The 20,990-nt window shown below is 63.1% G+C and carries 20 protein-coding genes; 6 read left to right on the plus strand and 14 right to left on the minus strand.

Annotated elements, in window-relative coordinates; translation table 11 throughout:
* The first annotated feature begins 80 nt into the window (after positions 1-80).
* The 3 genes from rho to BI347_RS13445 all read left to right on the plus strand — a co-directional run bounded on the left by rho (position 81) and on the right by BI347_RS13445 (position 2,667).
* The gene (gene rho / locus BI347_RS13435; protein WP_043574056.1) at positions 81-1,337 is read left to right on the plus strand and encodes a transcription termination factor Rho; all 1,257 of its coding nucleotides are present in this window, start codon (positions 81-83) and stop codon (positions 1,335-1,337) included.
* A 91-nt stretch (positions 1,338-1,428) separates the two neighbouring features.
* The gene (locus BI347_RS13440; RefSeq protein WP_095210791.1) at positions 1,429-2,040 is read left to right on the plus strand and encodes a trimeric intracellular cation channel family protein; all 612 of its coding nucleotides are present in this window, start codon (positions 1,429-1,431) and stop codon (positions 2,038-2,040) included.
* 21 nt (positions 2,041-2,061) lie between these two features.
* Positions 2,062-2,667, plus strand: coding sequence for a CoA pyrophosphatase (locus BI347_RS13445; protein ID WP_239690881.1), 606 nt, complete (start codon positions 2,062-2,064; stop codon positions 2,665-2,667).
* Positions 2,668-2,677: 10 nt separating this feature from the next.
* Here the strand turns inward: BI347_RS13445 and BI347_RS13450 are convergent, their stop codons facing one another.
* Entirely contained in the window at positions 2,678-4,555 is a 1,878-nt protein-coding gene (locus BI347_RS13450; RefSeq protein ID WP_158020790.1) for a sensor domain-containing diguanylate cyclase, read from the minus strand.
* A gap of 84 nt (positions 4,556-4,639) precedes the next feature.
* Positions 4,640-5,482, minus strand: a complete 843-nt coding sequence (gene nadC, locus BI347_RS13455) for a carboxylating nicotinate-nucleotide diphosphorylase (protein WP_071116078.1) — start codon at positions 5,480-5,482, stop codon at positions 4,640-4,642.
* A 131-nt stretch (positions 5,483-5,613) separates the two neighbouring features.
* Between nadC and BI347_RS13460 the strand changes: the two genes are divergently transcribed.
* Together BI347_RS13460 and BI347_RS13465 are read left to right on the plus strand one after the other, a co-directional pair.
* Positions 5,614-6,288: an energy-coupling factor ABC transporter permease gene (locus BI347_RS13460; protein WP_071112180.1), complete on the plus strand. Its 675-nt coding sequence runs from the start codon at positions 5,614-5,616 to the stop codon at positions 6,286-6,288.
* Positions 6,289-6,299: 11 nt separating this feature from the next.
* Positions 6,300-6,683, plus strand: a complete 384-nt coding sequence (locus tag BI347_RS13465; RefSeq protein ID WP_071116079.1) for an MAPEG family protein — start codon at positions 6,300-6,302, stop codon at positions 6,681-6,683.
* Positions 6,684-6,726: 43 nt separating this feature from the next.
* Here the strand turns inward: BI347_RS13465 and BI347_RS13470 are convergent, their stop codons facing one another.
* The 10 genes from BI347_RS13470 to BI347_RS13515 form a co-directional block, all read right to left on the minus strand.
* Positions 6,727-7,335, minus strand: coding sequence for an HAD family hydrolase (locus BI347_RS13470; protein ID WP_071116080.1), 609 nt, complete (start codon positions 7,333-7,335; stop codon positions 6,727-6,729).
* An 86-nt stretch (positions 7,336-7,421) separates the two neighbouring features.
* Positions 7,422-8,447: a UDP-N-acetylmuramate dehydrogenase gene (gene murB / locus BI347_RS13475; RefSeq protein ID WP_071113601.1), complete on the minus strand. Its 1,026-nt coding sequence runs from the start codon at positions 8,445-8,447 to the stop codon at positions 7,422-7,424.
* Positions 8,444-9,841 carry an MATE family efflux transporter gene (locus BI347_RS13480; RefSeq protein WP_071113602.1) on the minus strand — a complete coding sequence of 466 codons (1,398 nt, stop codon included), beginning with the start codon at positions 9,839-9,841 and terminating at the stop codon, positions 8,444-8,446. Before BI347_RS13480 ends, murB begins: the two co-directional genes overlap by 4 nt.
* A 75-nt stretch (positions 9,842-9,916) precedes the next feature.
* A complete protein-coding gene (locus tag BI347_RS13485; protein ID WP_071113603.1) occupies positions 9,917-10,216 on the minus strand; it encodes a hypothetical protein in 300 nt (99 codons plus the stop codon).
* Positions 10,217-10,569: 353 nt separating this feature from the next.
* Positions 10,570-11,850: an MFS transporter gene (locus BI347_RS13490; RefSeq protein ID WP_071116081.1), complete on the minus strand. Its 1,281-nt coding sequence runs from the start codon at positions 11,848-11,850 to the stop codon at positions 10,570-10,572.
* Between the two features lie 141 nt (positions 11,851-11,991).
* Positions 11,992-13,041 carry a type III polyketide synthase gene (locus BI347_RS13495; protein WP_071116082.1) on the minus strand — a complete coding sequence of 350 codons (1,050 nt, stop codon included), beginning with the start codon at positions 13,039-13,041 and terminating at the stop codon, positions 11,992-11,994.
* A 96-nt stretch (positions 13,042-13,137) separates the two neighbouring features.
* Positions 13,138-13,578, minus strand: a complete 441-nt coding sequence (locus tag BI347_RS13500) for a Zn-ribbon domain-containing OB-fold protein (RefSeq protein WP_071113606.1) — start codon at positions 13,576-13,578, stop codon at positions 13,138-13,140.
* 11 nt (positions 13,579-13,589) lie between these two features.
* Complete coding sequence (locus BI347_RS13505) at positions 13,590-14,786, minus strand: thiolase family protein (protein ID WP_071116083.1); 1,197 nt, start codon at positions 14,784-14,786, stop codon at positions 13,590-13,592.
* A gap of 20 nt (positions 14,787-14,806) precedes the next feature.
* A complete protein-coding gene (locus BI347_RS13510) occupies positions 14,807-15,889 on the minus strand; it encodes a hydroxymethylglutaryl-CoA synthase (protein WP_071113608.1) in 1,083 nt (360 codons plus the stop codon).
* 591 nt (positions 15,890-16,480) lie between these two features.
* The gene (locus BI347_RS13515; RefSeq protein WP_071116084.1) at positions 16,481-16,723 is read right to left on the minus strand and encodes a hypothetical protein; all 243 of its coding nucleotides are present in this window, start codon (positions 16,721-16,723) and stop codon (positions 16,481-16,483) included.
* A gap of 230 nt (positions 16,724-16,953) precedes the next feature.
* Between BI347_RS13515 and BI347_RS13520 the strand changes: the two genes are divergently transcribed.
* Complete coding sequence (locus BI347_RS13520; protein ID WP_204378042.1) at positions 16,954-17,517, plus strand: TetR/AcrR family transcriptional regulator; 564 nt, start codon at positions 16,954-16,956, stop codon at positions 17,515-17,517.
* 45 nt (positions 17,518-17,562) lie between these two features.
* Here the strand turns inward: BI347_RS13520 and kdpE are convergent, their stop codons facing one another.
* Positions 17,563-18,279: a two-component system response regulator KdpE gene (gene kdpE / locus BI347_RS13525; protein WP_071113611.1), complete on the minus strand. Its 717-nt coding sequence runs from the start codon at positions 18,277-18,279 to the stop codon at positions 17,563-17,565.
* A gap of 20 nt (positions 18,280-18,299) precedes the next feature.
* A complete protein-coding gene (locus BI347_RS13530; protein ID WP_071113612.1) occupies positions 18,300-20,987 on the minus strand; it encodes a DUF4118 domain-containing protein in 2,688 nt (895 codons plus the stop codon).
* Between the last annotated feature and the right edge of the window lie 3 nt (positions 20,988-20,990).

A 20,990-nucleotide genomic window follows, 5' to 3' on the forward strand; every position in this document is an offset into this window, starting at 1 on the left:
AGCCGCCCGTTTCGTTCCCACTTCCACACCCTCAAATTAGCGTTCCGCCTAATTGTTACCGAGTCGACCTCACGACCGCTATGCACTTATCTGATCTCAAACATCTTCACGTTTCCGAACTCGTTGAAATGGCAATTTCCAACGAGATAGACGGGGCCAGTCGGCTGCGCAAGCAGGATCTGATTTTCGCGCTTTTGAAAAACCAGGCCAAGAAAGGCGAGAGCATCTTCGGCGAGGGTACGCTGGAAGTGTTGCCGGACGGCTTTGGCTTTCTGCGCAGTCCGGATACTTCGTATCTGGCGGGGCCGGACGACATCTATGTCAGCCCTTCGCAGATTCGCCGTTTCAACCTGCACACCGGCGATTCCATCGAGGGCGAAATCCGCACCCCGAAGGATGGCGAGCGATACTTCGCGCTGGTCAAGGTGGACAAGGTAAACGGCGAGGCGCCCGAGAATTCCAAACACAAGATCCTGTTTGAAAACCTCACCCCGCTTTTCCCCACCGAACAATTCAAGCTTGAACGCGATATCCGCGCCGAGGAAAACATCACCGGCCGCATCATCGATCTGATCGCGCCGATCGGCCGCGGCCAGCGCGCCTTGCTGGTGGCGCCGCCGAAGTCCGGCAAGACCGTGATGCTGCAGCATATCGCCCACGCCATCACCGCCAATCACCCCGACGCGGTGCTGATTGTGCTGCTGATCGACGAGCGTCCGGAAGAAGTGACCGAAATGCAGCGCTCGGTGCGCGGCGAAGTGGTGTCTTCCACCTTCGACGAGCCGGCGACCCGCCACGTGCAGGTAGCCGAGATGGTGATCGAGAAGGCCAAGCGCCTGGTCGAGCACAAGAAGGACGTGGTGATCCTGCTGGACTCGGTCACCCGTCTGGCTCGCGCCTACAACACCGTGGTGCCGGCTTCCGGCAAGGTGCTGACCGGCGGCGTGGACGCCAACGCGCTGCAGCGCCCGAAGCGCTTCTTCGGCGCCGCCCGCAACGTGGAGGAAGGCGGCAGCCTGACCATCATCGCCACCGCGCTGATCGACACCGGCAGCCGCATGGACGACGTGATCTACGAAGAGTTCAAGGGCACCGGCAACTGCGAAATCCATCTGGACCGCAAGATGGCGGAAAAACGCATCTTCCCGGCGATGAACATCAACCGCTCCGGCACCCGCCGCGAAGAGCTGCTGATCCCGCAGGACCAGCTGCAGCGGATCTGGGTGCTGCGCAAGCTGCTGTACCCGATGGACGATCTGGAGGCGATGGAGTTCCTGCAGGACAAGATCAAGGCCACCAAGTCCAACCAGGCCTTCTTCGACTCGATGCGCCGCTGAGAATAGATAATCAAAAGCAATGCCAGACCATGCCGGTCTGGCATTTTTTTTGGTACATTGAGTCATGGAATGGACTGGCCGGATTTTCCAGATGGAGTGGTTTTCCGCGATAGGCACCGCGGCTTTCGCCTTTTCCGGATATCTGGTCGGCTTCCGCAAGCGGCTGGATCTGCTGGGCATCTGCATCATCGCCCTGGTCACCGCCATCGGCGGCGGCGTGATCCGCGATCTCCTGGTGGGGCGGGTGCCGCTGGTGTTCTACGATTACACCAATCTGATCATCATCGTCTTCGCCCTGCTGGCGGCCTGGCTGTCCAGCCTGCACAAACGCAAGAGCCGCACGCTAGAGCGCCTGTTCATCGTCGCCGACTCGCTGGGCCTGGTGGCTTTCAGCTTGGCCGGCGCCCAGGTGGGCCTGTTGTCGGGTCTGAACGCCTTCGGCGTGGTTTCGTTGGGTTTTGTCACCGCGGTGGGTGGCGGGGTGGTGCGCGACATGATGGTCAACGATGTGCCTTTCATCCTGCATCGGGACTTCTACGGCACGGTGTCCATTTTGATGGCGGGCGGGTTGTTTCTCGCCGACCGGTTGGGCTGGGTGGGCGCATTGTCCTTGCAGGTGCTGTTCTGGCTTGGGCTGGCGTTGCGCCTGTTGGCGCATCGCCACGAATTGACCTTGCCTAGGATGGGCGGGAGCGGGCGGTAAAAGGATAAGGATATGTGGTCGATGGAGGCAAACGCCGCCGCCGCGCTGATTGCCCGGCGGCTTGAGAGGTACGATTTTACCGGCAAGGTGGCGGATCTGCCTCGCCGGCAGGCGGGGCCGGATCTGCGGCCGGCGGCGGTGCTGCTGCCGCTGGTGTGGCATGACGACGGCGCGACGGTGTTGTTTACCCGCCGCACCGAGCACTTGTCCAGCCATCCCGGCCAGATCAGCTTTCCGGGCGGCAAGGTGGAGAGCAGCGACGCTTCGGCGCTGGCTGCCGCCTTGCGCGAGGCGCAGGAGGAGACTGGGCTGGATGCCGGCAGCGTGCGGGTGCTGGGTTGTCTGCCCGACTATGCGACGGTGACCGGCTACGTGGTGACCCCGGTGGTGGGGTTGCTGATGCCGCCGTTGGCGCTGTCCCCGGCGCCGGACGAGGTGGCCGAGGTGTTCGAGGTTCCGCTGCGTCTGCTGCTGGATCGAGCGGCCTATAGCGGCCACGACTATGTGCGCGACGGCGTGGCCGGCCGCTACCTGTCTTTCGAATGGCGGCGCTACACCATCTGGGGCGCAACCGCCGCCATGATGTGGATGCTGGCCGACGCGCTGGCTGAGGAGGGCGGCACCTAGCGCCCACCGCTCAAGGCGTTTCCTGGTCGCACAATATGATGTTGCGGCCCGCCAGCTTGGCCTCGTACAGCAGCTTGTCGGCGCGCGACGCCATCAGCGCTGGCGTGTCGCCGGGACGCCAGTCGGTGACGCCGCCGCTGAAGGTGATGCGCTGCTCGACGAAGGGGAAGGTGGTGTGGGTCAGGGCCATCTGCATTCTGCTCATCACCTTGTGCGCGTCGCGCAGCCGGGTGTAGGGGAAGATCACCATGAATTCCTCGCCGCCGATGCGGGCGTTGATGTCGGTGTTGCGGGTGGTGTCGCGCAGCGCGTTGGCCACAGCCACCAGCACGTCGTCGCCGGCCTGGTGGCCGTATTGGTCGTTGAATTTCTTGAAGTGGTCGATATCGAACACCGCTATCGCCATGGTCTGGCCATAGCGTTCGCAGCGGCTGATCTCGTCGCGCAGCACCATGTCGGCGTGGCGGCGGTTGTACAGGCGGGTTAGCGGGTCGGTCACCGCCATCTCGGCCAGCTGCAGATTGCTTTGATGCAGCTGCTGCTCCAGCAGCTTGCGGCCGGAGATGTCGTACAGCGCGATCAGCGAGGACGGGAAGCTGTCCCGGCTCAGCTTCTGCAGCGAGACGATGGCCCACAGCCGGCTCTGGTCCTCCAACTCCAGTTCCACCTCGCGCTGCATCACGTCCTCGTCCTCCGCCAGCCATTGCTCCACCGGCTGCAGTTTCAGCGGCAGATTCAGTTCGTGGCTCGCCGCTTCTTCCGGCGTTCTGGGCGGCAGGCGCAGTAACTCCCGCGCCGGCGCATTGGCGTGCTGGATGCGGCTGGTGCGCGGATTGACCAGCAGCAGCGCCAGCGGCGCGGTGTCCAGTATCAGCCGCGCCTGCTCCTCGCTGTTGCGGATGCGCTCATTGCCGCGCAGCAGCAACTGGTGCTGATGCAGGTTCGACAGATGCTTGCGCAGCGCCAGCAGGGTCAGCGCCGCGACGAACAGCCAGCCGGGCAGGGCCAGCCAGGCCTTGTCCCACACGTAGCGGGTGAAGTCCTGCCGCGAAATGCCCACCGCCACCTGGAACGGATAATTGCCGGTCTGGCGCACGCTGTACAAGCGCATCGAGCCGTCGAAGCTGGAGGGCGCGCTGAACAGCGTCTGGTTGGCGTCGTGCGACAAGATGATGTGCGCTTGCAGCGGACGGTAGCTTTGCGGGTCGTGGCCGGCTACCTGCGGCCAGCGCGCCACGGTGAGTTGGCGCTGATCCAGCACCAGGATTTCGCCGTGCTCGCCGACGGTCAGTCGGCTGACTTCGTCCTGGAAGAAATTGTGGTTGATCAGGCCGGTGGCCATGCCTATCAGGTTGCCGTCGGCGTCATGCAGTTTGTTGGCCAGAATGATGCCGCCTTCAGTGGGGCTGTGCATCACCGCGGTGTAATTGTTTTCTTGCGGGTCGATGCGATGCAGCCAGCGGCAGAACTCGTTGTGGCGGGCGTGGGGCGCGCCGCTGCGGTTGCTGCTGCTGCTGAATGTGGTCTGGCAGGCGGTGTCGACGATTTCTATCTGGCTGAGATAGGGCGCCAGTTGCAGCTGCTGCTGCAGCTTCTGTTGCAGGTTCTGTTGCGACTCGGGGCTAAGGTTGCCGTTGCGCAGCAGGCGCTGGACTTCCGGCATCTGGTTGCTGCTTTGCAGGATCAGCCCGGCTTCATGGATGCCCGAGCTCAGCCGTTCGGCCAGCAGCTGGCTCAATCCGCTGGCCTGGTGGCCGGCCTCGCTCTCCACTTGGCGGTAGCTGACGGCCAGATCCACCAGTACTAGTCCTATGGTGACCAGCAGGAATAGCGCTGCGCCCCATTTGGCATGGCGGGCGGAGCGCGAGCTGAATTTGCTGGGCGTCATGTCCATAGGCAGAGGCGGGCGTATGCTTGGCTTGTGATCGGCATGCCATTAGTATGACAGCTAACGCCGCCACTGCGTAGTCGCTTACAGGGTGAAGCGCATGGACAGATCGACGGCGCGGATGTCCTTGGTCAGCTTGCCGACCGAGATACGGTCGACGCCGGTGGCGGCGATGGCGCGCACGCTGTCCATATCTACGCCGCCGGAGGCTTCCAGCTGGGCGCGGCCGGCGCCGAGCGCCACCGCTGCGCGCATCTGCTCCAGCGACATATTGTCCAGCAGCACCAGCGTTGCGCCGTGCTCCAGCGCTTCGGCCAGTTGCTCCAGCGTTTCCACCTCGATCTGCAGCGTCACGCCGGGCGGCAGGTCTTGCTGCGCCTGTCGCAGCGCCGCCGCCACGCCGCCGGCGGCCATGACATGGTTTTCCTTGATCAGGATGCCGTCGAACAGGCCGATGCGCTGGTTGTCGCCGCCGCCCACCTTCACCGCGTATTTCTGCGCCAGGCGCAGGCCGGGAAGGGTTTTGCGGGTGTCGAGGATGCGAGCGCGGCTGCCGGCGGCGGCGTCCACGTAGCGGCGGGTTTCGCTGGCCACGGCGGACAGCAGCTGCAGGAAGTTGAGCGCGCTGCGCTCGGCGGTGAGCAGGGCCCGCGCCGGGCCGCTGATCCGGCACAGCTCGCTGCCGGCGGCGACCTTGTCGCCCTCGGCGACCAGCCATTGCACCGAGCAGCGCGCGTCCACCTGGCGGAAGCATTCGTCAAACCAGGCCTGGCCGCAGATCACGGCGTCTTCGCGCGCGACCACCCGCGCCGCGCCGGTCTTGTCCGCGTGGATCAGACGCGCGGTCCAGTCGCATTGGCCGATGTCTTCGGCCAGGGCTTGGCCAACTTGCTGGGCAATCAGGTGCTGAGCGGGTAGGGCGGGCATATGGGTCTCCATCCAAAAGCATATTGTACCGGGGCGCGCGGCAAAAGTGAGGGCTTTGCCATGACGAAGCGCGCCTGTTGGTCCGGCGGCTCTGTTATGCTGATGGCAGTCTGATTTGCAAGTTTCATGTCATGGATCTATCCGCACTGCAGTTTGGCGCATGGTTGTCTTGGCTGGCCGGCGCCCTGGCCGTGGCGCTCCTCGCCCTGGCGGCCTGCAAGGTGTCCTGGCGCAAGCTCGACGCCAGCGCGCTCAATGCTTGGATGGGCGCCTGCGTGCTCGATCTGGCGCTGTGGCTGCTGCGGGGAGGATTGCAGCCCGGCTTGTCGTTCCACCTGTTGGGCGCCGCCTTGTTTGCTCTATTGATGGGGCCATGGCTGGCTTTGCTGGCGTTGGCCATGGTGCAGCTGGCGCTGGCGGCGGGAGGGCAGGCGGAGTGGCTGGCGCTGGGAGTCAATTGGCTGTTGACGGCGCTGCCGGCGGTGGCGGTGACGACCGGGATGCTGGCGCTGGCCCGCCGCTTCCTGCCGGCGCATTTCTTCGTGTATGTGTTCGTCAACGGTTTTCTGGCAGGCGGCGCCAGCCTGTTCGCCGCCGCTTTGTGCGGCATGCTGGCGCTGGCCATGGCCGGGGCGTATCCGTGGGAGGCGTTGCTGGACGATGCCTTGCCTTACTATTTTCTGCTGTCGTGGTCCGAGGCCTTCACTACCGGGCTCTTGCTGGCGGTATTGATCGTGTACAAGCCGCAGTGGGTGGCCACGTTCGACGATGGCTATTATCTCGGCGACAAGCCGGGCAATCGTTGAGGAGAGTTGCGATGCCGTTCGTGCTATGGAGTCTGTTGTTGGTGGCCGTGTTGCCGTTGATCTGGGCCGGGGTGTCCAAGGCGGGAGTGAAGTACGACAACCACAAGCCGCGCGAGGAGGCGGCGCGGGCTAGCGGTTACCGCTTGCGCGCCGGCTGGGCGCAGCAGAACGCCTGGGAGGCGTTGCCCACTTATCTGGCCGCGGTGGTGGCGGCCTGGCTGATGAAGGTGCCGCTGCCCGAAATGAACGCGGCGGCCGCGGTGTTCGCGCTGGCGCGGGTGGCGCATGGCCTGCTGTATGTGGCGGACCAGGCGTCGTTGCGTTCGCTGGCCTGGCTGATCGGCTTGCTGGCGGTGTTGTATCTGTTTCTGCGCGCCGGCGGCGTGGTCGGCTGAGCCGGTTTCCGGGCAAGGCGGGGCGTTGGTCCCGCCTGTGGCGCTATAGCCAGCCCTGTTCGCGCAGCGTGGCGCGCAGCTTGTCGAGGCCCACGGTGTGGAAGGCCTGCCAGCCTTCGGCGCGGGCGGCTTCCACGCATTCGATATTGTCGTCGAAGAAGGCGATCTCAGCCGCGGGCACCGCCAGCGCGTTCTGCACGTGGCGGTAGATGGCCGGTTCCGGCTTGCGCAGCCGCAGCTGGAACGAGGCGAAGGTCTGGTCGAAGACGTCCAGCAGATGGAATTCCTCGCTGATCTGCCGCCAGTGCAGGCTGTTGGTATTGCTGAGCGCCGCTATTTTGAAACGGCCGGACAGCGTTTCCAGCATGGCGCGCGCTCCGGGGAAGGCGCCATGGTTCCAGCTGCGCAGCTGCGCCTGCATTTCTTCCGCGGAGAGCTTGAGTTGCAGCTCGTCGGCCATCGCCGCGCTGAATTCCAGCGGGGAGCACAGGCCGAGGTCCAATTGCTCGGTCCAATGGAAATTCATCCAGAACAGCCTGGCCTCTTCGCGGCTCAGCCGGCCGTCGCTCAGCCGGATCAGCGGGTCTATGCCGTTCCAGTCGACCAGCACTCCGCCCAGGTCAAACACCAAAACACTCGGCTTCTTGATCATTGCGTGTTGCTCTCCATCATGCGCGTTCACGGGATGTACTGCCTGTTATCAATGGAGCGGGGCGGCGGCGAAGAGTTTCCGGCCGCTCAGAGTATCAGCGGCTCCGGTTCCAGCCTCACGCCGAAGCGCTGCGCCACGGCATCCTGCACCTGGCGCGCCAGCGCGTGGATTTCTTCGCCGCGCGCCTGGCCGTAGTTGACCAGCACCAGCGCCTGTTTCTGGTGCACGCCGGCGTCGCCGTTGCGGTAGCCCTTCAGTCCGCATTGGTCTATCAGCCAACCAGCGGCCAGCTTCACCTGGCCATCGGCGGTCGGATAGTGGGGCAGTTTGGGATGGGCGGCCAACAGTGCCTCGGCCCGCGCCCGGGACACCACCGGGTTCTTGAAGAAACTGCCGGCGTTGCCCAGCGCGGCCGGGTCCGGCAGTTTGCTCCGGCGGATGGCGATGACGGCGCGACTGACGTCTTGCGGCGTCGGTTCGCTGACGCCCTGCCGTTCGAGTTGCTGCTGGATATCGCCGTAGCCGGTACGCAGGCTGGCGCGGCGCGACAGGCGGAAGCGCACTGCGGTGACCAGCAGCTTGCCGGCGGCCTCATGCTTGAACACGCTGTCGCGGTAGCCAAAACGGCAATCGGCGTTGCTGAGGACCAGCGCTTCGCCGCCATGGTCGAGCCGGGCGCACACCACTTCCTGCAGATGGTCCTTCACCTCCACGCCGTAGGCGCCGATGTTCTGCACCGGGCAGGCGCCTACGGTGCCGGGTATCAGGCTGAGGTTTTCCAGGCCGTACCAGCCCTGTTCCAGCGCGTGCAGCACGAAGTCGTGCCAGTTTTCGCCGGCGGCGGCTTCGACGACGACATCGTCGCCGTCCTCCTCCAGTAGACGAATGCCGGCAAGTCCCACCTTCGCCACCAGGCCGGGGTAGTCGCGGGTCAGCAGCAGGTTGCTGCCGCCGCCCAGCCACAGCACCGGGCCTTGCAGATAGAGCGGGTGGGTCAGCAGGTCGGGCAGGTCGGCTAGATTGTCCAGCCGGCAGAAATGGGCGGCGCGCGCCGCCATGCCGAAGGTGTTGAGGGGGCGCAGATCGTGATCGGCGCAGAACTGCAGGCTCATAGCAGGATTCCTTGGTCGCGGCGCAGCCGCTTGCGGCTGGCGCGGGCCAGATAACGGGTGAGAAGCAGGGCGGCCACCGACAGGCTGATCACCAGCGCGGTCCAGAAACCGTACACCCCCATGTGCGGCACGATCCAGTCGGTCAGCCCCAGCATGATGCCCAGTCCCAGCCCCACCACCCAGAACGATGCGATGTGTATCAGCATTGGAATGGTGGTCAGCTTGTAGCCGCGCAGCGCGCCGGAGGCGATGGTCTGGGCGGCGTCGGTCAACTGGTATACGGCGGCGAACAGCAACAGCGAGGTGCCCATGGCGACCACCCGCGGATCGGGGCTGTACATGCGCATGATGGGTTCTCGCAGCAGCAGCACCAGCAGCATCGCGGCGCCGGCCATGCACAGGCCCATCATCAGGCCGACGCCGGAGGTGAAGCGGGCGGCCTGGTAGTCGGCGGCGCCGGCATGGTGGCCGACGCGCACCGACAGCGCGGTGGCCACGCTCTGCGGCAACATATAGATGATGCTGGAGAAGTTGAGCACCGATTGGTGGGTGGCGACCACCACGGTGCCCAGCTCGGCGATCAACAGCGCGATGAAGGAAAACAGGCTCACTTCGACGAAGAAGGACAGGCCGATAGGCAGGCCCAGCTTGAAGAAGGCGCCGAAGCGTTGCCAGTCGGGCGCGGCTAGGCCGGCCAGAATGCGGGTCTGGCCAAACTTGCGGTGCCAGCTGACATAGGCCAGCAGCGTCAGGCAGTTGAACCAGAACACGATGCCGGTGGCCCAGCCGCAGCCGGCGCCCCCCAGTTTGGGCAGGCCGAACAGGCCGTGGATCAGGATGTAGTTGAGCGGGATGTTGAGCGCCAGCGCCAGCAGGCTGACCACCATGATGGCCTTGGGATGGCCCAGGCTGGACGCATAGGCGTGCAGCGCGCGGTGCGCCATCGCCGCCGGCATGCCGATGGCGGCGCCGGTGATGAACAGCATCACTTTGTCGGTGACCTGAGGCGGCAGGTGCAGCCAATGGCGCAGCGCCGGTTCCAGGCACAGCATCAGCAGCGCGCCCAATGTGCCTAGCAGCAAGCCGAACCACAGCCCCTGGGCGGCGTCATGGCCGAACTCGCGCAGCCTGCCCGATCCCAGGTGGTGGGACAGGATGGGGTTGAGCGCGGCGACCATCCCCATCAGGGTGACGTAGACGGTGATGAAGACGCTGGCGCCCAGGGAGACGGCGGCCAGATCGTCGGTGCTGACGCGGCCGGCCATCACCGTATCGACAAAACCGGTGGCGACCTGGGCGATCTGCGCCACCATCATCGGCAGAGCGAGGCGGGCGATCTGGCGCGCTTCGCGCACGACATCCGCGCGCGAAGCATGGTTGAGTTCGAACAGCATGCGGACCTGCTGGCTTTGATGCGGAAACCGCCGATTATAACCGGCGGGGCCGCTTACTGTCTGCGTGCGGACGGCTCAGAAGCGCACCGGAGGGTCGCGGCGCAGGTCGCAGCTGATGATCAGGGTCTGGCCAAAGCGGGTGTTGACGGCCAGCGCGTCGGCCAGGCTGATGTCGTGAACGATGAGCTGCTGCGCGCAGTGGTCGAAACGGTAGCCCTGGTCGCGGGCGAAAGCGGCAAGGTCGTGCAGGGCGCTGTCGTCGCTGGACGGCAGCGGTGTGGCGCTCAGGCTGCCACAGAGAGGGCGAGGTCTTCCCACGGCATCGTAAGTCGCAAAAGAAAAATCGGCATAGCTGTCTTGCAGGCAGTCGTACATGTTTGGCTCTCCCAAGTTCGGTCGCGCTGTGCGTGCCGGGCTTGAGTCCGCCGGCGACGCTTTAGCAGGATTTTTTGGCGCCCTGCAAGTTGTCATTAACGCGGCGCCTGCATGCCGGCCGGGTGGCGTGGCATGCCGCGTCGATTCGCGACGGCTTGCGGGGGAGAGCGGTACGATGCCGGCGATGTGTTTCAGCCATGAAAAAACCCGCTGGCCACTTTACATCAGGAGCGCAAGCGGGTTCACCGTATACGCTTTAGCTGGCATTTGTATCGCGCCCGCAAGCTGTGTCAAATCGGCGCGTGAGTGTCAGAATATGCCGCTGGCAGGCGACTGTCAACATTTGCTTCGGTTCAGGCTTCCTCCAGCGAAAAACGCTCGTCCGGCATGATTTCGTCTGAAATGGGCAGGCTGGAAGGGGGGATGATCTCCGGGCTTTTCAGCAAGCACGATAGCGCCAGGCCGCCGACGCTGCCGCCCAGCGCGACGCGCAGGATGGCGGGCAGGCCGTAATGTGTGGCGACGAAGCCCGCCAGCGCTGGCGATGCGCCGCCGCCCAGTATCTCGCCCAGTCCTACGACGATTCCGGTGGCCGCCGGCAGCAGGGCGGGCGGAACCGATTCGCTGGTGAGCGGGCCGACTGCCAGACAGGTCAGGCTGCAATTGAAGAAGGAGATGCCGAACAGCAGGCAGAACAGCAGCCAGGGCTGGGGCGGAGCCATCGAAAGAATGGCGACGAGAGCGGCGCTGGCGGCGAAGGACAGCATGACGACGGGTTTGCGTCCATAGAGGTCTGACAGTCCCGGGATGATCAGTTGTCCTACGCAACCGCCTACCCCGATGGCCGAAATGACAAAGGCCATGGCCATGGTTGAAAGCCGGAGATGGTCGGTCAGGTAATTGGGCAGCATGGCGCACAGCACGAATTGGCAGCTGAGGATGCAGAACATGATAAGGATGTTGAGCCGGATATTGCCATGTCGCAGCGCCAGCAGCCAGGTGCTGAATGTGCCGGCGCGGCGATGCGGACGAGCGCGGCCTGCGACCGGGGTGTAGTGTCGGGCGATCAGCCAGGCCAGCAGGAAGCCGGGTAAGGCGACAATGGCGAATACGCCGCGCCAAGAGTGCAGGGTTTCCAGCAGCGAGGCGGCGATCAGAGGCCCCAGCGCCAACCCCAGGATGGGGAACAAGGCCTGCTGTATGCCAAGATTGAAGCCGCGGCGGCTGGGGTGGGACACCTCGATGGTGACGGTGATGCCGGTAGGGGTGAACATGCCTTCGCATATGCCCATCAGCGCACGCAGCAGCAGCAGGGTGACCAGCCCGGCCGCCAGCGCGGATAAGCCGGACAGCGCCGAGACCAGCAGCAGGGAGCCGACCAGAACGTTCTTGCGTCCCAATTTGTCGACCAGGCCGCCGATGCCTAGGGCGGCGAAACCCCAGGCCATGGCCAGGGCTGCGGATAAATTGCCAAGATCCTGGTAGTTCATCCCCAGATCGCGCATGATCGCCGGAAACAGGGGCAGAATGATGAAACGGTCCAGTCCGATCAGGCCAAAGCCCAGCGATAGCAGCACCACCATGTTCTTTTCGTGACGACCGGCGCGGGGGCTGGTCAGGCTTGCTTGGTTCATCAAATTTTCCTGATGCGTTGCTACGTCTGTTGGGCAAGGCAGCGCGGCGCGTTGACAGGGCGGACGATGTGCGGCAAGGGCAGGGACGGGACTGGCGGCTTAGGCGAAACGCCGGCCGCCGCGTCTCCTGTCTGGGCGGTTTCAGGCCGCCCACTGACCAACGGCCATTTCCGCCGTGAAGCCGGGGCCGAAGGCCGCCAGCAGTCCAACCGAGCCGGTCTTGGGTTTGGACTCGAAGCGGCGGCGCAGCACGTCGAATACGACTACGCTGGCAATGTTGCCGGCTTCCGACAGGCTGTGGCGGGAGGGGGCAACCTTGTCCGCCGGCAATGACAGCTTGTTCACCAACTCGTCCAGAATCTTGCGGCCGCCGGTGTGGAAGATGAAAAAGTCGTTTTCAGCGCACTGCTGGCTGTAGGTGTCCTGATTAAGTTTTTCCATTACCGGGGCCACATCCTTGATCGAATTCATCACCGCTTTGTCCAGCGTGAAGTGGAAGCCGGTGTCCTTGACGTCGTAGCGGATGAAGTGCTCGCTCTTGGGCAGGAAGAAAGACTTGGTAGATTTGATGTTGAAGCCTGGAGCTTCGTCGTTGGCGCGCAGCACGCACGCAGATACCGCATCGCCGAACAACGCGGCCGAGATGAAGGCGTGCAGCTTGGTATCGTCCGGCTGGTAGCACAGCGAGGAGAATTCCAGCGATACGATCAGCACATGGTTGCGGTTATTGAGCGAGGCGAAGTCGTGGGCGCGGTTGATGGCGGCGGCGCCGGCCACGCAACCCAGTTGGGCGATGGGCAGTTGCACCGTTGACGCCGGCAGTTCCAGATCATTGATCAGGTGGGCGGTGAGCGAAGGCATCATGAAGCCGGTGCACGATGTTACGATCACCATGCGGATGTCGCTGGGCTTTAGATTGGCGTTGCTGATGGCCTGGCGCGCGGCAGTGGAGGACATGGCGCGGGCTTCGCGTTCATAGACGATGCTGCGGTGGGTGAAGCCGGTGTGCACCGACAGTTCGTCGATCGGCAGAACCAGATGGCGCGAGTTGACCTCGGTGTTCTGGATCATGCGCTTGGCCAACGACATACGCGGGTGGTCGCCGTGCAGGTTTTCCAGGTGCTCGATCATTTGTTCCTGGGTGATTTTGTATTGCGGGAACAGAACGTTGGGTTGGCAGAGTGTGGACATGGTTTAGGCCTCGGTTGTTTGGTTTGATTGGGGGCGGTTCAAAAGTAATCTTCGGTGCGCGCTGCCGGGCGCCCAGCCAGGCTGGGCGCGGCAGCCTCAGTCTTCCAGTACGAATTTGTAGGCGTATTGCCAAGCCAGATTGCTTTCACGGACGTGCTTGCGGATCACCATCTTGACGCGGGCGCCGATTTTGAGCTTGGCCGGATCAAGGATGTCGACCACCTCGGACGCGATGCCGATGCCGTCGTCCAGCCGCAGCATCACCATGTGGCGCGGCACCGCTTCGCCATAACCCATGCCTGCCAGGATCGGGTTTTCCGCTCTGGACAGGGCCACGATGGTGCCGTGGCGCTTGCAGCCGTAAGGCTCAATCTTCAGCGAGTTGCAGGCACCGCACACGCTGCGGCGCGGGAAGAAGATAGCTTCGCACTCCTGGCAGCGGCTGCCTTCCAGCCGGTACTTGCCGCCATGTTCGCGCCATTCGCGCAGCATGCTGGCGGTGGTCATGCGATGGATATGTTCGGGATACAGGGACATGGTGGCGCTCCTTATTCGTTGGTCAGGACAATGACCGAGTTGTGTGCGGCGTATCCGCCCAGATTTTGCGACACGGCGATGCGCGCGTTTTTCACCTGGTTGTCGGCTTCCCCCCTGAGCTGGCGGAATAGTTCGGTGATATGCAGGATGCCGTCGCAGCCGGATGCGTGGCCGCGGCCGATATTGCCGCCGTCGGTATTGAGCGGAACTTGGCCATCAAGCGCGATGCCACCCTCCATTACGAAGTGGCCGGCTTGACCGGGCTGGCAAATGCCCATCGATTCCATCTGGATTAGGCCCGCTCCCAGAAGGTCGTATACCTGGGCCACGTCGATGTCCTTGGCGGTAATGCCGGCCTTCTTGTAGGCCATCTCTGCGCAGGCGATGGAGTTGGCGGACAGCGCCATGCCGACATCCTGCGGCAGGCCCGGGTATTGCAGCGTCGGGTTGTGATAACGGGTGCCGAAGTAGTGGGACACGCCGGTGTAGGCGCAGCCCTTGATGAACACCGGCTTGTCGGTGTACTTGTGCGCCAGGTGCTCCGCTACCAGGATGGCGCAACCGCTGGCCTCGCCCCAGGCCAGCATGGAGCCGTGGGCCTCGCTTGCTTTCAGGGCTTCCAGCGACGGGATGGCCTGGCCGTAGCGGGTGGCGCTGGGGGTGTTCTGCGCGTAGATGCGCATTTGGCGTCCGAAGTGGGCCAGCGCATCGGCTTCTCGGCCGGCGTAGCCGTACTTGTGGAAATACTCAGATGTGGCCAGGGCGAAGGCATCCGTGTGGGAGATGCCCAGAAAGTAGTCATACTCGCACTCGGTGCTGGAGCCAATGTATTCCGCGTAGTTGAAGTGGTCGGTCATCTTTTCGAAGCCGCCGCACAGCACGATGTCGTACTCGCCCGAGGCGACCATCTGATGGCCCATCTGGAACGACACCGAGCTGCTGGTACAGTTGGAGCTGGTGATGAAGGTGGGAGCCGGGCTGATGCCCAGCGCATCGGAAATAGTGGGGCCAAGGCCGCCATATTCGGAGATGCCTTCCCCATGGTAACCGTATGCCACGCCCTGAATTTCGCGCGGGTGCATCTTGGCGTCGCGGATGGCCTTGTAGGCTGACTCCACGATCATTTCCTTGAAGGTCTGGCGGACCCGGCTGCTGCCCGGTTTCGGGGTGTAGGCTGCCGAGACGATGGCAACGCGACGTGCACTCATGTTTTGCTCCTTTGGCTGGCTCAGAGATAGGCGGTCAAGGCGTAGTCGGGGCGCAGATACTTGAATTCGTATTTGATCGCCGTGCCGTAGTCGACGTACTGCTTCTGGCCTAGCTGGGTCTTGAGCGTGGTGGCGCGCTGTTGATGCGCGGCGATGTTATCGGTGACGGTCAGGGCGATGGCGTCGCTGCCTGCGCCGAAGCCGTAGGAAACCAACAGGATGCGGTCGCCCGGTTTGGCCTGGTCCAAAACCTGGATCAGGCCGAGCAGAGGGCTGGCGGCGCCGGTGTCGCCGATGGTGTCGGCGAACAGCGCCGGCTCCAGTTGTTCCGCAGTGAAGCCTAGTAGTTTCCCCAGCGAGCGTGGCGTGGAGACGACGTTTTGTTGAAATACCACGTAGTCGAAATCGGAGGCCGAGGTTTTGAGCTTGCCCATCAGGCCTTCTGCCGCGCGGCGGGTCTGGTCTTCCAGGCCTATGCTGTTCTTGTCCGAGCCCAGACCCATGCCGGAGCGTATGTAGCGTTCGCCTTGCGGGCGAATATTGTCGGCGATGTCCGCCGCGCAGGAGAACGTGCCGTCGATTTCTGCGATCAGGTTCTCGCTGCCTACCAACATGGCGGCAGCGCCGGCGCCGGCATAGGATTCGGTCAGGTCGCCCGGCGCAGTGTGGCGGTTGATCGCGTCGGCGGCGATGGCCAGTGCGTGGCCAGCCATGCCGGAGGCTACCAGGGCCTGGCTGATCTGCAGTGCGGAAGTGCCAGACTTGCCGGAAAACTGGACGTCGGCGCAGTACATGTCGTAGCCCTGGCCCAGCATTTCCAGGATGATGGCCGCGGAGGAGCGGGAGTCGTACGGATTCGTGCATGTGCCCAGATGCAAGGCGTCCAGCGTTGGCGAGCCGGCATGCTCCAAGGCACGCTGGGCGGCTTGAACGCCCAGCGTGATCACATCCTCATCGGGTTGCAGCACGGCTCTTTCGCAGACGCCAAGATGGTTTTTCACCAGATCGAGGTCAGTGTTCTTCCACACGTCGATGACATCGTTGATCTTGAGCCGGCAAGTCGGAATGCTGCTGCCGTAGCTCACTATGCCTATTTTCTTCATGGTCTTCCTTTCCAGTGGACGAGTGCTCTCTACTCGCATGACCCGATCATGTTCCGCTCCTGGCGGCGGTGTTTGCCGGCGCGCTCGGAGGGATGGATTCGATCCGGCCTGCTGCAAAAATACGAAACGTTCCGTTTCCTTTTTTTAGATTGAATGCCATCGTCATTTCATGTCAATAGTAAATTCCGGATATTTATATTTTCAGAGTGGGGACTATTTTTTGCGTGTGCCGAAAAGCGCACAGGCGACAGGTTGGAGGTAGACAGTTTGAGCGGTGGCGGAGTCGGGAATGGGAGATTGGTTGGCAGCGGTCTGAGGGATGCCGGCTGAAAGTCCATGACGCCGGATTTGATTTTCGTTAAATCATGATAAATATTTTGTTGCGCTGGAGGAGGTTTAGTAATTCCGGTGAGATTTTTGTGGGTTATTTTATTTCACATTAAATATTTTGTTAATGAAAAATGATTAATTTTGAATGAGAAGTTGTTTGTGTGGCAGTTTTTATAAATTCTGAATTTTCTATTTGATTGCACTTGATAATGATATTATCTACATGATTTTTCAATTTAAAAATTGTCTATATTTTGAATGTCACTTTTCTTTCTGCTTTTCTTCGTGCGGAAACGTCTTGAGAAGTGTTGTTTTTTTGTCGAACTTGTTGTTGTATTGCTGGCTTGAATATTTTCCAGGAATGGAAATGGTATTGTAGAAAATCAGTAAATCAGTGCCTGTTTTGAGTTGCAGCCTGCTTTGCAGGCGGGGGCTGAGGTGTGCGGTCTCCGGCATGATAGGCGTGCTGCGATCTGCGGGCCGGATGCTTTGCCTGATGGCCATTTTGTCTTAGTACAAAAACGAAACGTTTCGTTTTTATTTTTTCATTCGATTCTGCGGCAGGCCACCGCCGTCTTCCGTTGAGCAGGGCCGGATGAGATGAGCAATACGTAGTTATGCGGCGGCCGGATTGTGGATCGGTCGCTTATTTTCGAGTTTGGTATCTGCAGACGATATAGTTTGGAGGATCGTTTCCCATGTCCAGTAGTTCTGCACGCAGTTCCACCGGCGCATTGCGCAATCCGCAGACGCATCAGGCTATCCTTGAGTCGACGATAGAAATCCTCAAGGAAAGCGGTTATTGCGGGGTAAGCATAGAGTCGGTGGCCAGAAGGGCCGGTGCCAGCAAGCCGACCATCTATCGTTGGTGGCCAAATAAGGCGGCCTTGATCGCCGAGGTGTATGAGAGCGAGAGCGATAGGGTCCGGCAGATGCCCGATCTGGGATCGTTGCAAGAGGATCTGTCCTTCCTGCTGCACAATCTGTGGGGCGCCTGGCGGGAAACGATATGCGGCGAGGCATTCCGCAGCGTGATTGCCGAGGCGCAACTAGACCCTATCATGTTAGCGCAGCTGAAGGATGAATTTATGGCCCGCCGCCGCGATATGCCGCGACGTTTGTTGCAGAATGCCGCCAACCGCGGCGAGCTGGCTGAGCACGTCAATCCCGAATTGCTGCTGGATCTGATTTTCGGTTTTTGCTGGTATCGTTTGCTGACCGAACAACTGACGGCGGTGCAGGACATTGATGTCTTCATCGACATGCTGCTGCTGGGCGTGACCGCTCGGCATGCCTGATCCGGCTCTGGATGGCCTTGTCAGGCTGCGCGTCTGAGTAGTGCCTTAGCTCGGCGTCCGGTTCTGCTCCTGCTCCACCAGCCGGTAGCCGACGCCGGTTTCTGTGACGATGTGGCGCGGCATCGCCGGGTTGTCTTCCAGCTTCTGCCGCAGGTGGCCCATGTAGACGCGCAGGTATTGATTGTGTTCGGAGAACGACGGACCCCATACCGCCAGCAGCAGCTCGCGGTGGGTGATCACCTTGCCGGCGTTGCGGATCAGCGTGGACAGCAGCCGGTATTCTATCGGGGTCAGGTGGACCGGGGTTTCTCCCTTGTGCACCAAGCGGTTGACCAGGTCGATCTTGATGTCGCCGAAGTGGAAATTCTGCTGCGCGGCCGCGCTGCCCTGGATGCGGCGGCGCAGCAGCACGCGGATGCGCGCCAGGCATTCGGCCACGCCGAAGGGCTTGGTCAGGTAGTCGTCGGCGCCGGCGTCCAGCGCCGCCACCTTTTCCGTCTCTTGGGTGCGGGCCGACAGCACCAGAATGGGGATGTCGGTCCATTCGCGCAGGCTCTTGATCACGTCTATGCCATTCATGTCCGGCAGACCCAGGTCCAGTATCACCATGTCCGGCTTGCGGGTGGCCACTTCTATCTGGCCCTGCTTGCCGGTTTCCGCCTCGTAGACAGTCAGTTTTTCTTCATCTAGCGCCGAGGACAGGAAGCGTCGGATCGGTTTCTCGTCTTCGATGATCACGATGGAAATAGGTGCGTCGTTCATGGTTGCTCGCTCTTATGGTTTCAGGCGTCTTCCGGCGGCAGCTGGGGCGGCGCGCCGGCGGGCAGGGTGAAGGAGAAGCGGGCGCCGTGCGGATGGACGTTGCCGGCTTCTATGCTGCCGCCGTGGTTTTCTATGATGGCGCGGCAGATCGCCAGTCCCAGCCCCACTCCGGGAGTGGTGGACTCGGGCGCGCCGCGCGAGAACTTGTCGAAGGCCTTCTGTTCCATATTGGCTGGCAGGCCGGGGCCGTCATCGCTGACGCTGACGCGCACCCTGGCGCCGTCGTGCCGGGCCGCCAACTCGATATGCGAGCCGGCCGGCGTGTATTTCGCGGCGTTTTCCAGCAGATTGACCAGCACCCGCTCGATCAGCACCGCGTCGTATTCCAGTACCGGCAGGTCGTGGCTCAGCTTCAGCTCCAGATGGTGCTGGCGCAGGCTGTGCTCGCAGGCGCGCACCGCGCTGCCCACCACCTCGTCCAGTAGTTGCCATTCCTTGTTCAGCTTGACGCCGGACTGCAGCTTGGCCATGTCCAGCAGATTGGTGACCAGCTTGTTCATCCGCATCGCCTCCTCCTGGATGGACAGGGCGATGTCTGCCTGCTGCGCCGGCGGCAGCGCGGGCGTGTTCAGCATATTGGCCATGCCCAGCATATTGGTCAGCGGCGTGCGCAGGTCGTGCGATACCACCGACAGCACGCTGTTGCGCAGCCGTTCCGATTCCATCGCCACGATGGCGTCCTGCGCCACTTCCACGTAGTGCACTCGCTCCAGCGCCAGCGCGATCTGCGCGGCGCAGGTTTCCAGCAGGCGCTGCTGCTCCGGCAGGAAAGCCTGGATGGTTTTCTCCGGCAGCAGCGCGATCACGCCGCGGGTGCGCATCGGCGCGCGCAGCGGCACGTACAGCGAGGGGTTGGAGGGCAGGGTGTTGGTGCCGAGGCCGGCCGGCTGCAGGTTGTCGAACACCCACTGCGCGACGCCGGTGTCGGCGTTGTTGCCGGTTTCGGTGGCGGCGCGCAGCTGGTCCTCGCTATTGGGCACGAACAGCATCACCTTGGCGTGGAACAGCGGCTCCAGCCGGCCGACCGCGGTTTCTATGATCTGCGAGGCGGTCAGCGCGCCGGCCAGTTCGCGTCCCAGGTCGTACAGCGCGCGGGTGCGGCGTTCGCGGTAGGTGGCGATGGTGGCTTCGAAGCGGAAGCGGGCGGTCAACTGGCTGATGATCAGCGCCACCACCAGCATCACGATGAAGGTCAGCAGGTATTGGGTGTCGGACACAGCGAACGACAGCTGCGGCGGCACGAAGAAGAAGTCGAAGGCAGCCACCGACAGGAAGGACGCCAGCACGCCGGGGCCGCGGCCGTAGCGGGTGGCGATCAGCACTACCGCCAGCAGGTGCACCATGATCACGTTGGATAGCGCGAAGTAGGGCACCAACAAGTGGTTGACCGCTGTGGTGGCGGCGCAGGCGGCGGCGGCGGCCAGGTAGCCGCGCTGCGGCCTGCCGGATTCGCCGTCGCTGAACAGCAGGCTGTGCACGCGCTTGCCGCCCTTTTCCTCGCGGTCGTCGAGTTCGTGCGCCACTACGTAGACGTCCACGTCGCCGGACTGGCGGGTGAGCTCCTCCACCAGCGAGCCGCGCCACAGCCGCGCCAGCGGGCTGCTGGCGGACTTGCCGACCACCAGCTTGGACACGTTGCGGGTGCGGGCGTAGGCCAGCAGGGTGGCGGCCAGCGAGCTGCCGCCCAGCACAGTGGTTTCCGCGCCCAATTCCTGCGCCAGCTTCAGGCCCTTGAGGATGCGCGCGCGCTTGTCTTCCGGCAGCCGCTGCAGATTGGGGGTTTCGACGTAGACGGCGATCCAGTCGGCGTCGAGGTTGGCCGCCAGCCGTTTGGTGCTGCGGATCAGCTTGTCGGTGCCGGGGCCGGGGCCGACGCAGACCAGCAGCCGTTCGCGGGCGTGCCATACCGGGTTGATGGACTGATCGGCGCGGTAGGCGCGCATCTGGGCGTCCACCCGGTCGGCGGTGCGCCTGAGCGCCAGTTCGCGCAGCGCCAGCAGATTGCCCTTGCGGAAGAAGTTCTTCACCGCGCGTTCGGCCTGGTGCGGCAGGTAGACCTTGCCGGCGGCGAGGCGCGATAGCAGCTCGTCCGGCGGCAGGTCCACCAGCGACACTTCGTCGGCCATGTCGAACACGTGGTCGGGCAGCGTTTCCCTGACGATGATGCCGGTGATCTGGCCGACAACATCGTTAAGGCTCTCCAGGTGCTGCACATTGAGAGTGGTGTAGACGTCTATGCCAGCCGCCAGCAGCTCCTCCACGTCCTGCCAGCGCTTGGGGTGGCGCGAGCCGGGCGCGTTGGAGTGGGCGAACTCGTCGATCAGGATCAGCGGCGGCTTGCGCTCCAGCGCGGCGTCGATGTCGAATTCGGCCAGGCCGCGGCCCTTGTATTCGATCTGGCTGGGCGGGAGGACTTCCAGCCCGTCCAGTTGCGCCGCGGTCTCCTTGCGGCCGTGGGTTTCCACCACGCCGACCAGCACCCCCACCCCTTCCTGCTGTTTCACCCTGGCCGCAGCCAGCATGGCGAAGGTTTTTCCGACCCCGGCGCAGGCGCCGAAGAAGATCTTCAGGCGTCCGCGCTGGGCATCCAGCTCTTCGCGTTTGAGTTCGTCCAGCAAGGCATCCGGGTCGGGGCGCAGATCGGTCATGCG

It is taken from the genome of Chromobacterium sphagni (assembly GCF_001855575.1).
GTDB lineage: Bacteria > Pseudomonadota > Gammaproteobacteria > Burkholderiales > Chromobacteriaceae > Chromobacterium > Chromobacterium sphagni.

What these genes read in the sequence shown, in the direction of transcription:
- rho (WP_043574056.1), top strand. Translation starts at nt 81, where the DNA reads ATGCACTTATCTGATCTCAAACATCTTCACGTTTCCGAACTCGTTGAA.
- BI347_RS13440 (WP_095210791.1), top strand. Translation starts at nt 1,429, where the DNA reads ATGGAGTGGTTTTCCGCGATAGGCACCGCGGCTTTCGCCTTTTCCGGA.
- BI347_RS13500 (WP_071113606.1), bottom strand. Translation starts at nt 13,578, where the DNA reads ATGTCCCTGTATCCCGAACATATCCATCGCATGACCACCGCCAGCATG.
- BI347_RS13480 (WP_071113602.1), bottom strand. Translation starts at nt 9,841, where the DNA reads ATGCTGTTCGAACTCAACCATGCTTCGCGCGCGGATGTCGTGCGCGAA.
- kdpE (WP_071113611.1), bottom strand. Translation starts at nt 18,279, where the DNA reads ATGAACGACGCACCTATTTCCATCGTGATCATCGAAGACGAGAAACCG.
- BI347_RS13505 (WP_071116083.1), bottom strand. Translation starts at nt 14,786, where the DNA reads ATGAGTGCACGTCGCGTTGCCATCGTCTCGGCAGCCTACACCCCGAAA.
- BI347_RS13495 (WP_071116082.1), bottom strand. Translation starts at nt 13,041, where the DNA reads ATGTCCACACTCTGCCAACCCAACGTTCTGTTCCCGCAATACAAAATC.
- BI347_RS13510 (WP_071113608.1), bottom strand. Translation starts at nt 15,889, where the DNA reads ATGAAGAAAATAGGCATAGTGAGCTACGGCAGCAGCATTCCGACTTGC.
- BI347_RS13530 (WP_071113612.1), bottom strand. Translation starts at nt 20,987, where the DNA reads ATGACCGATCTGCGCCCCGACCCGGATGCCTTGCTGGACGAACTCAAA.
- BI347_RS13450 (WP_158020790.1), bottom strand. Translation starts at nt 4,555, where the DNA reads ATGACGCCCAGCAAATTCAGCTCGCGCTCCGCCCGCCATGCCAAATGG.
- BI347_RS13485 (WP_071113603.1), bottom strand. Translation starts at nt 10,216, where the DNA reads ATGTACGACTGCCTGCAAGACAGCTATGCCGATTTTTCTTTTGCGACT.
- BI347_RS13515 (WP_071116084.1), bottom strand. Translation starts at nt 16,723, where the DNA reads ATGGCCATCAGGCAAAGCATCCGGCCCGCAGATCGCAGCACGCCTATC.
- BI347_RS13490 (WP_071116081.1), bottom strand. Translation starts at nt 11,850, where the DNA reads ATGAACCAAGCAAGCCTGACCAGCCCCCGCGCCGGTCGTCACGAAAAG.
- BI347_RS13445 (WP_239690881.1), top strand. Translation starts at nt 2,062, where the DNA reads ATGGAGGCAAACGCCGCCGCCGCGCTGATTGCCCGGCGGCTTGAGAGG.
- nadC (WP_071116078.1), bottom strand. Translation starts at nt 5,482, where the DNA reads ATGCCCGCCCTACCCGCTCAGCACCTGATTGCCCAGCAAGTTGGCCAA.
- murB (WP_071113601.1), bottom strand. Translation starts at nt 8,447, where the DNA reads ATGAGCCTGCAGTTCTGCGCCGATCACGATCTGCGCCCCCTCAACACC.
- BI347_RS13460 (WP_071112180.1), top strand. Translation starts at nt 5,614, where the DNA reads ATGGATCTATCCGCACTGCAGTTTGGCGCATGGTTGTCTTGGCTGGCC.
- BI347_RS13465 (WP_071116079.1), top strand. Translation starts at nt 6,300, where the DNA reads ATGCCGTTCGTGCTATGGAGTCTGTTGTTGGTGGCCGTGTTGCCGTTG.
- BI347_RS13470 (WP_071116080.1), bottom strand. Translation starts at nt 7,335, where the DNA reads ATGATCAAGAAGCCGAGTGTTTTGGTGTTTGACCTGGGCGGAGTGCTG.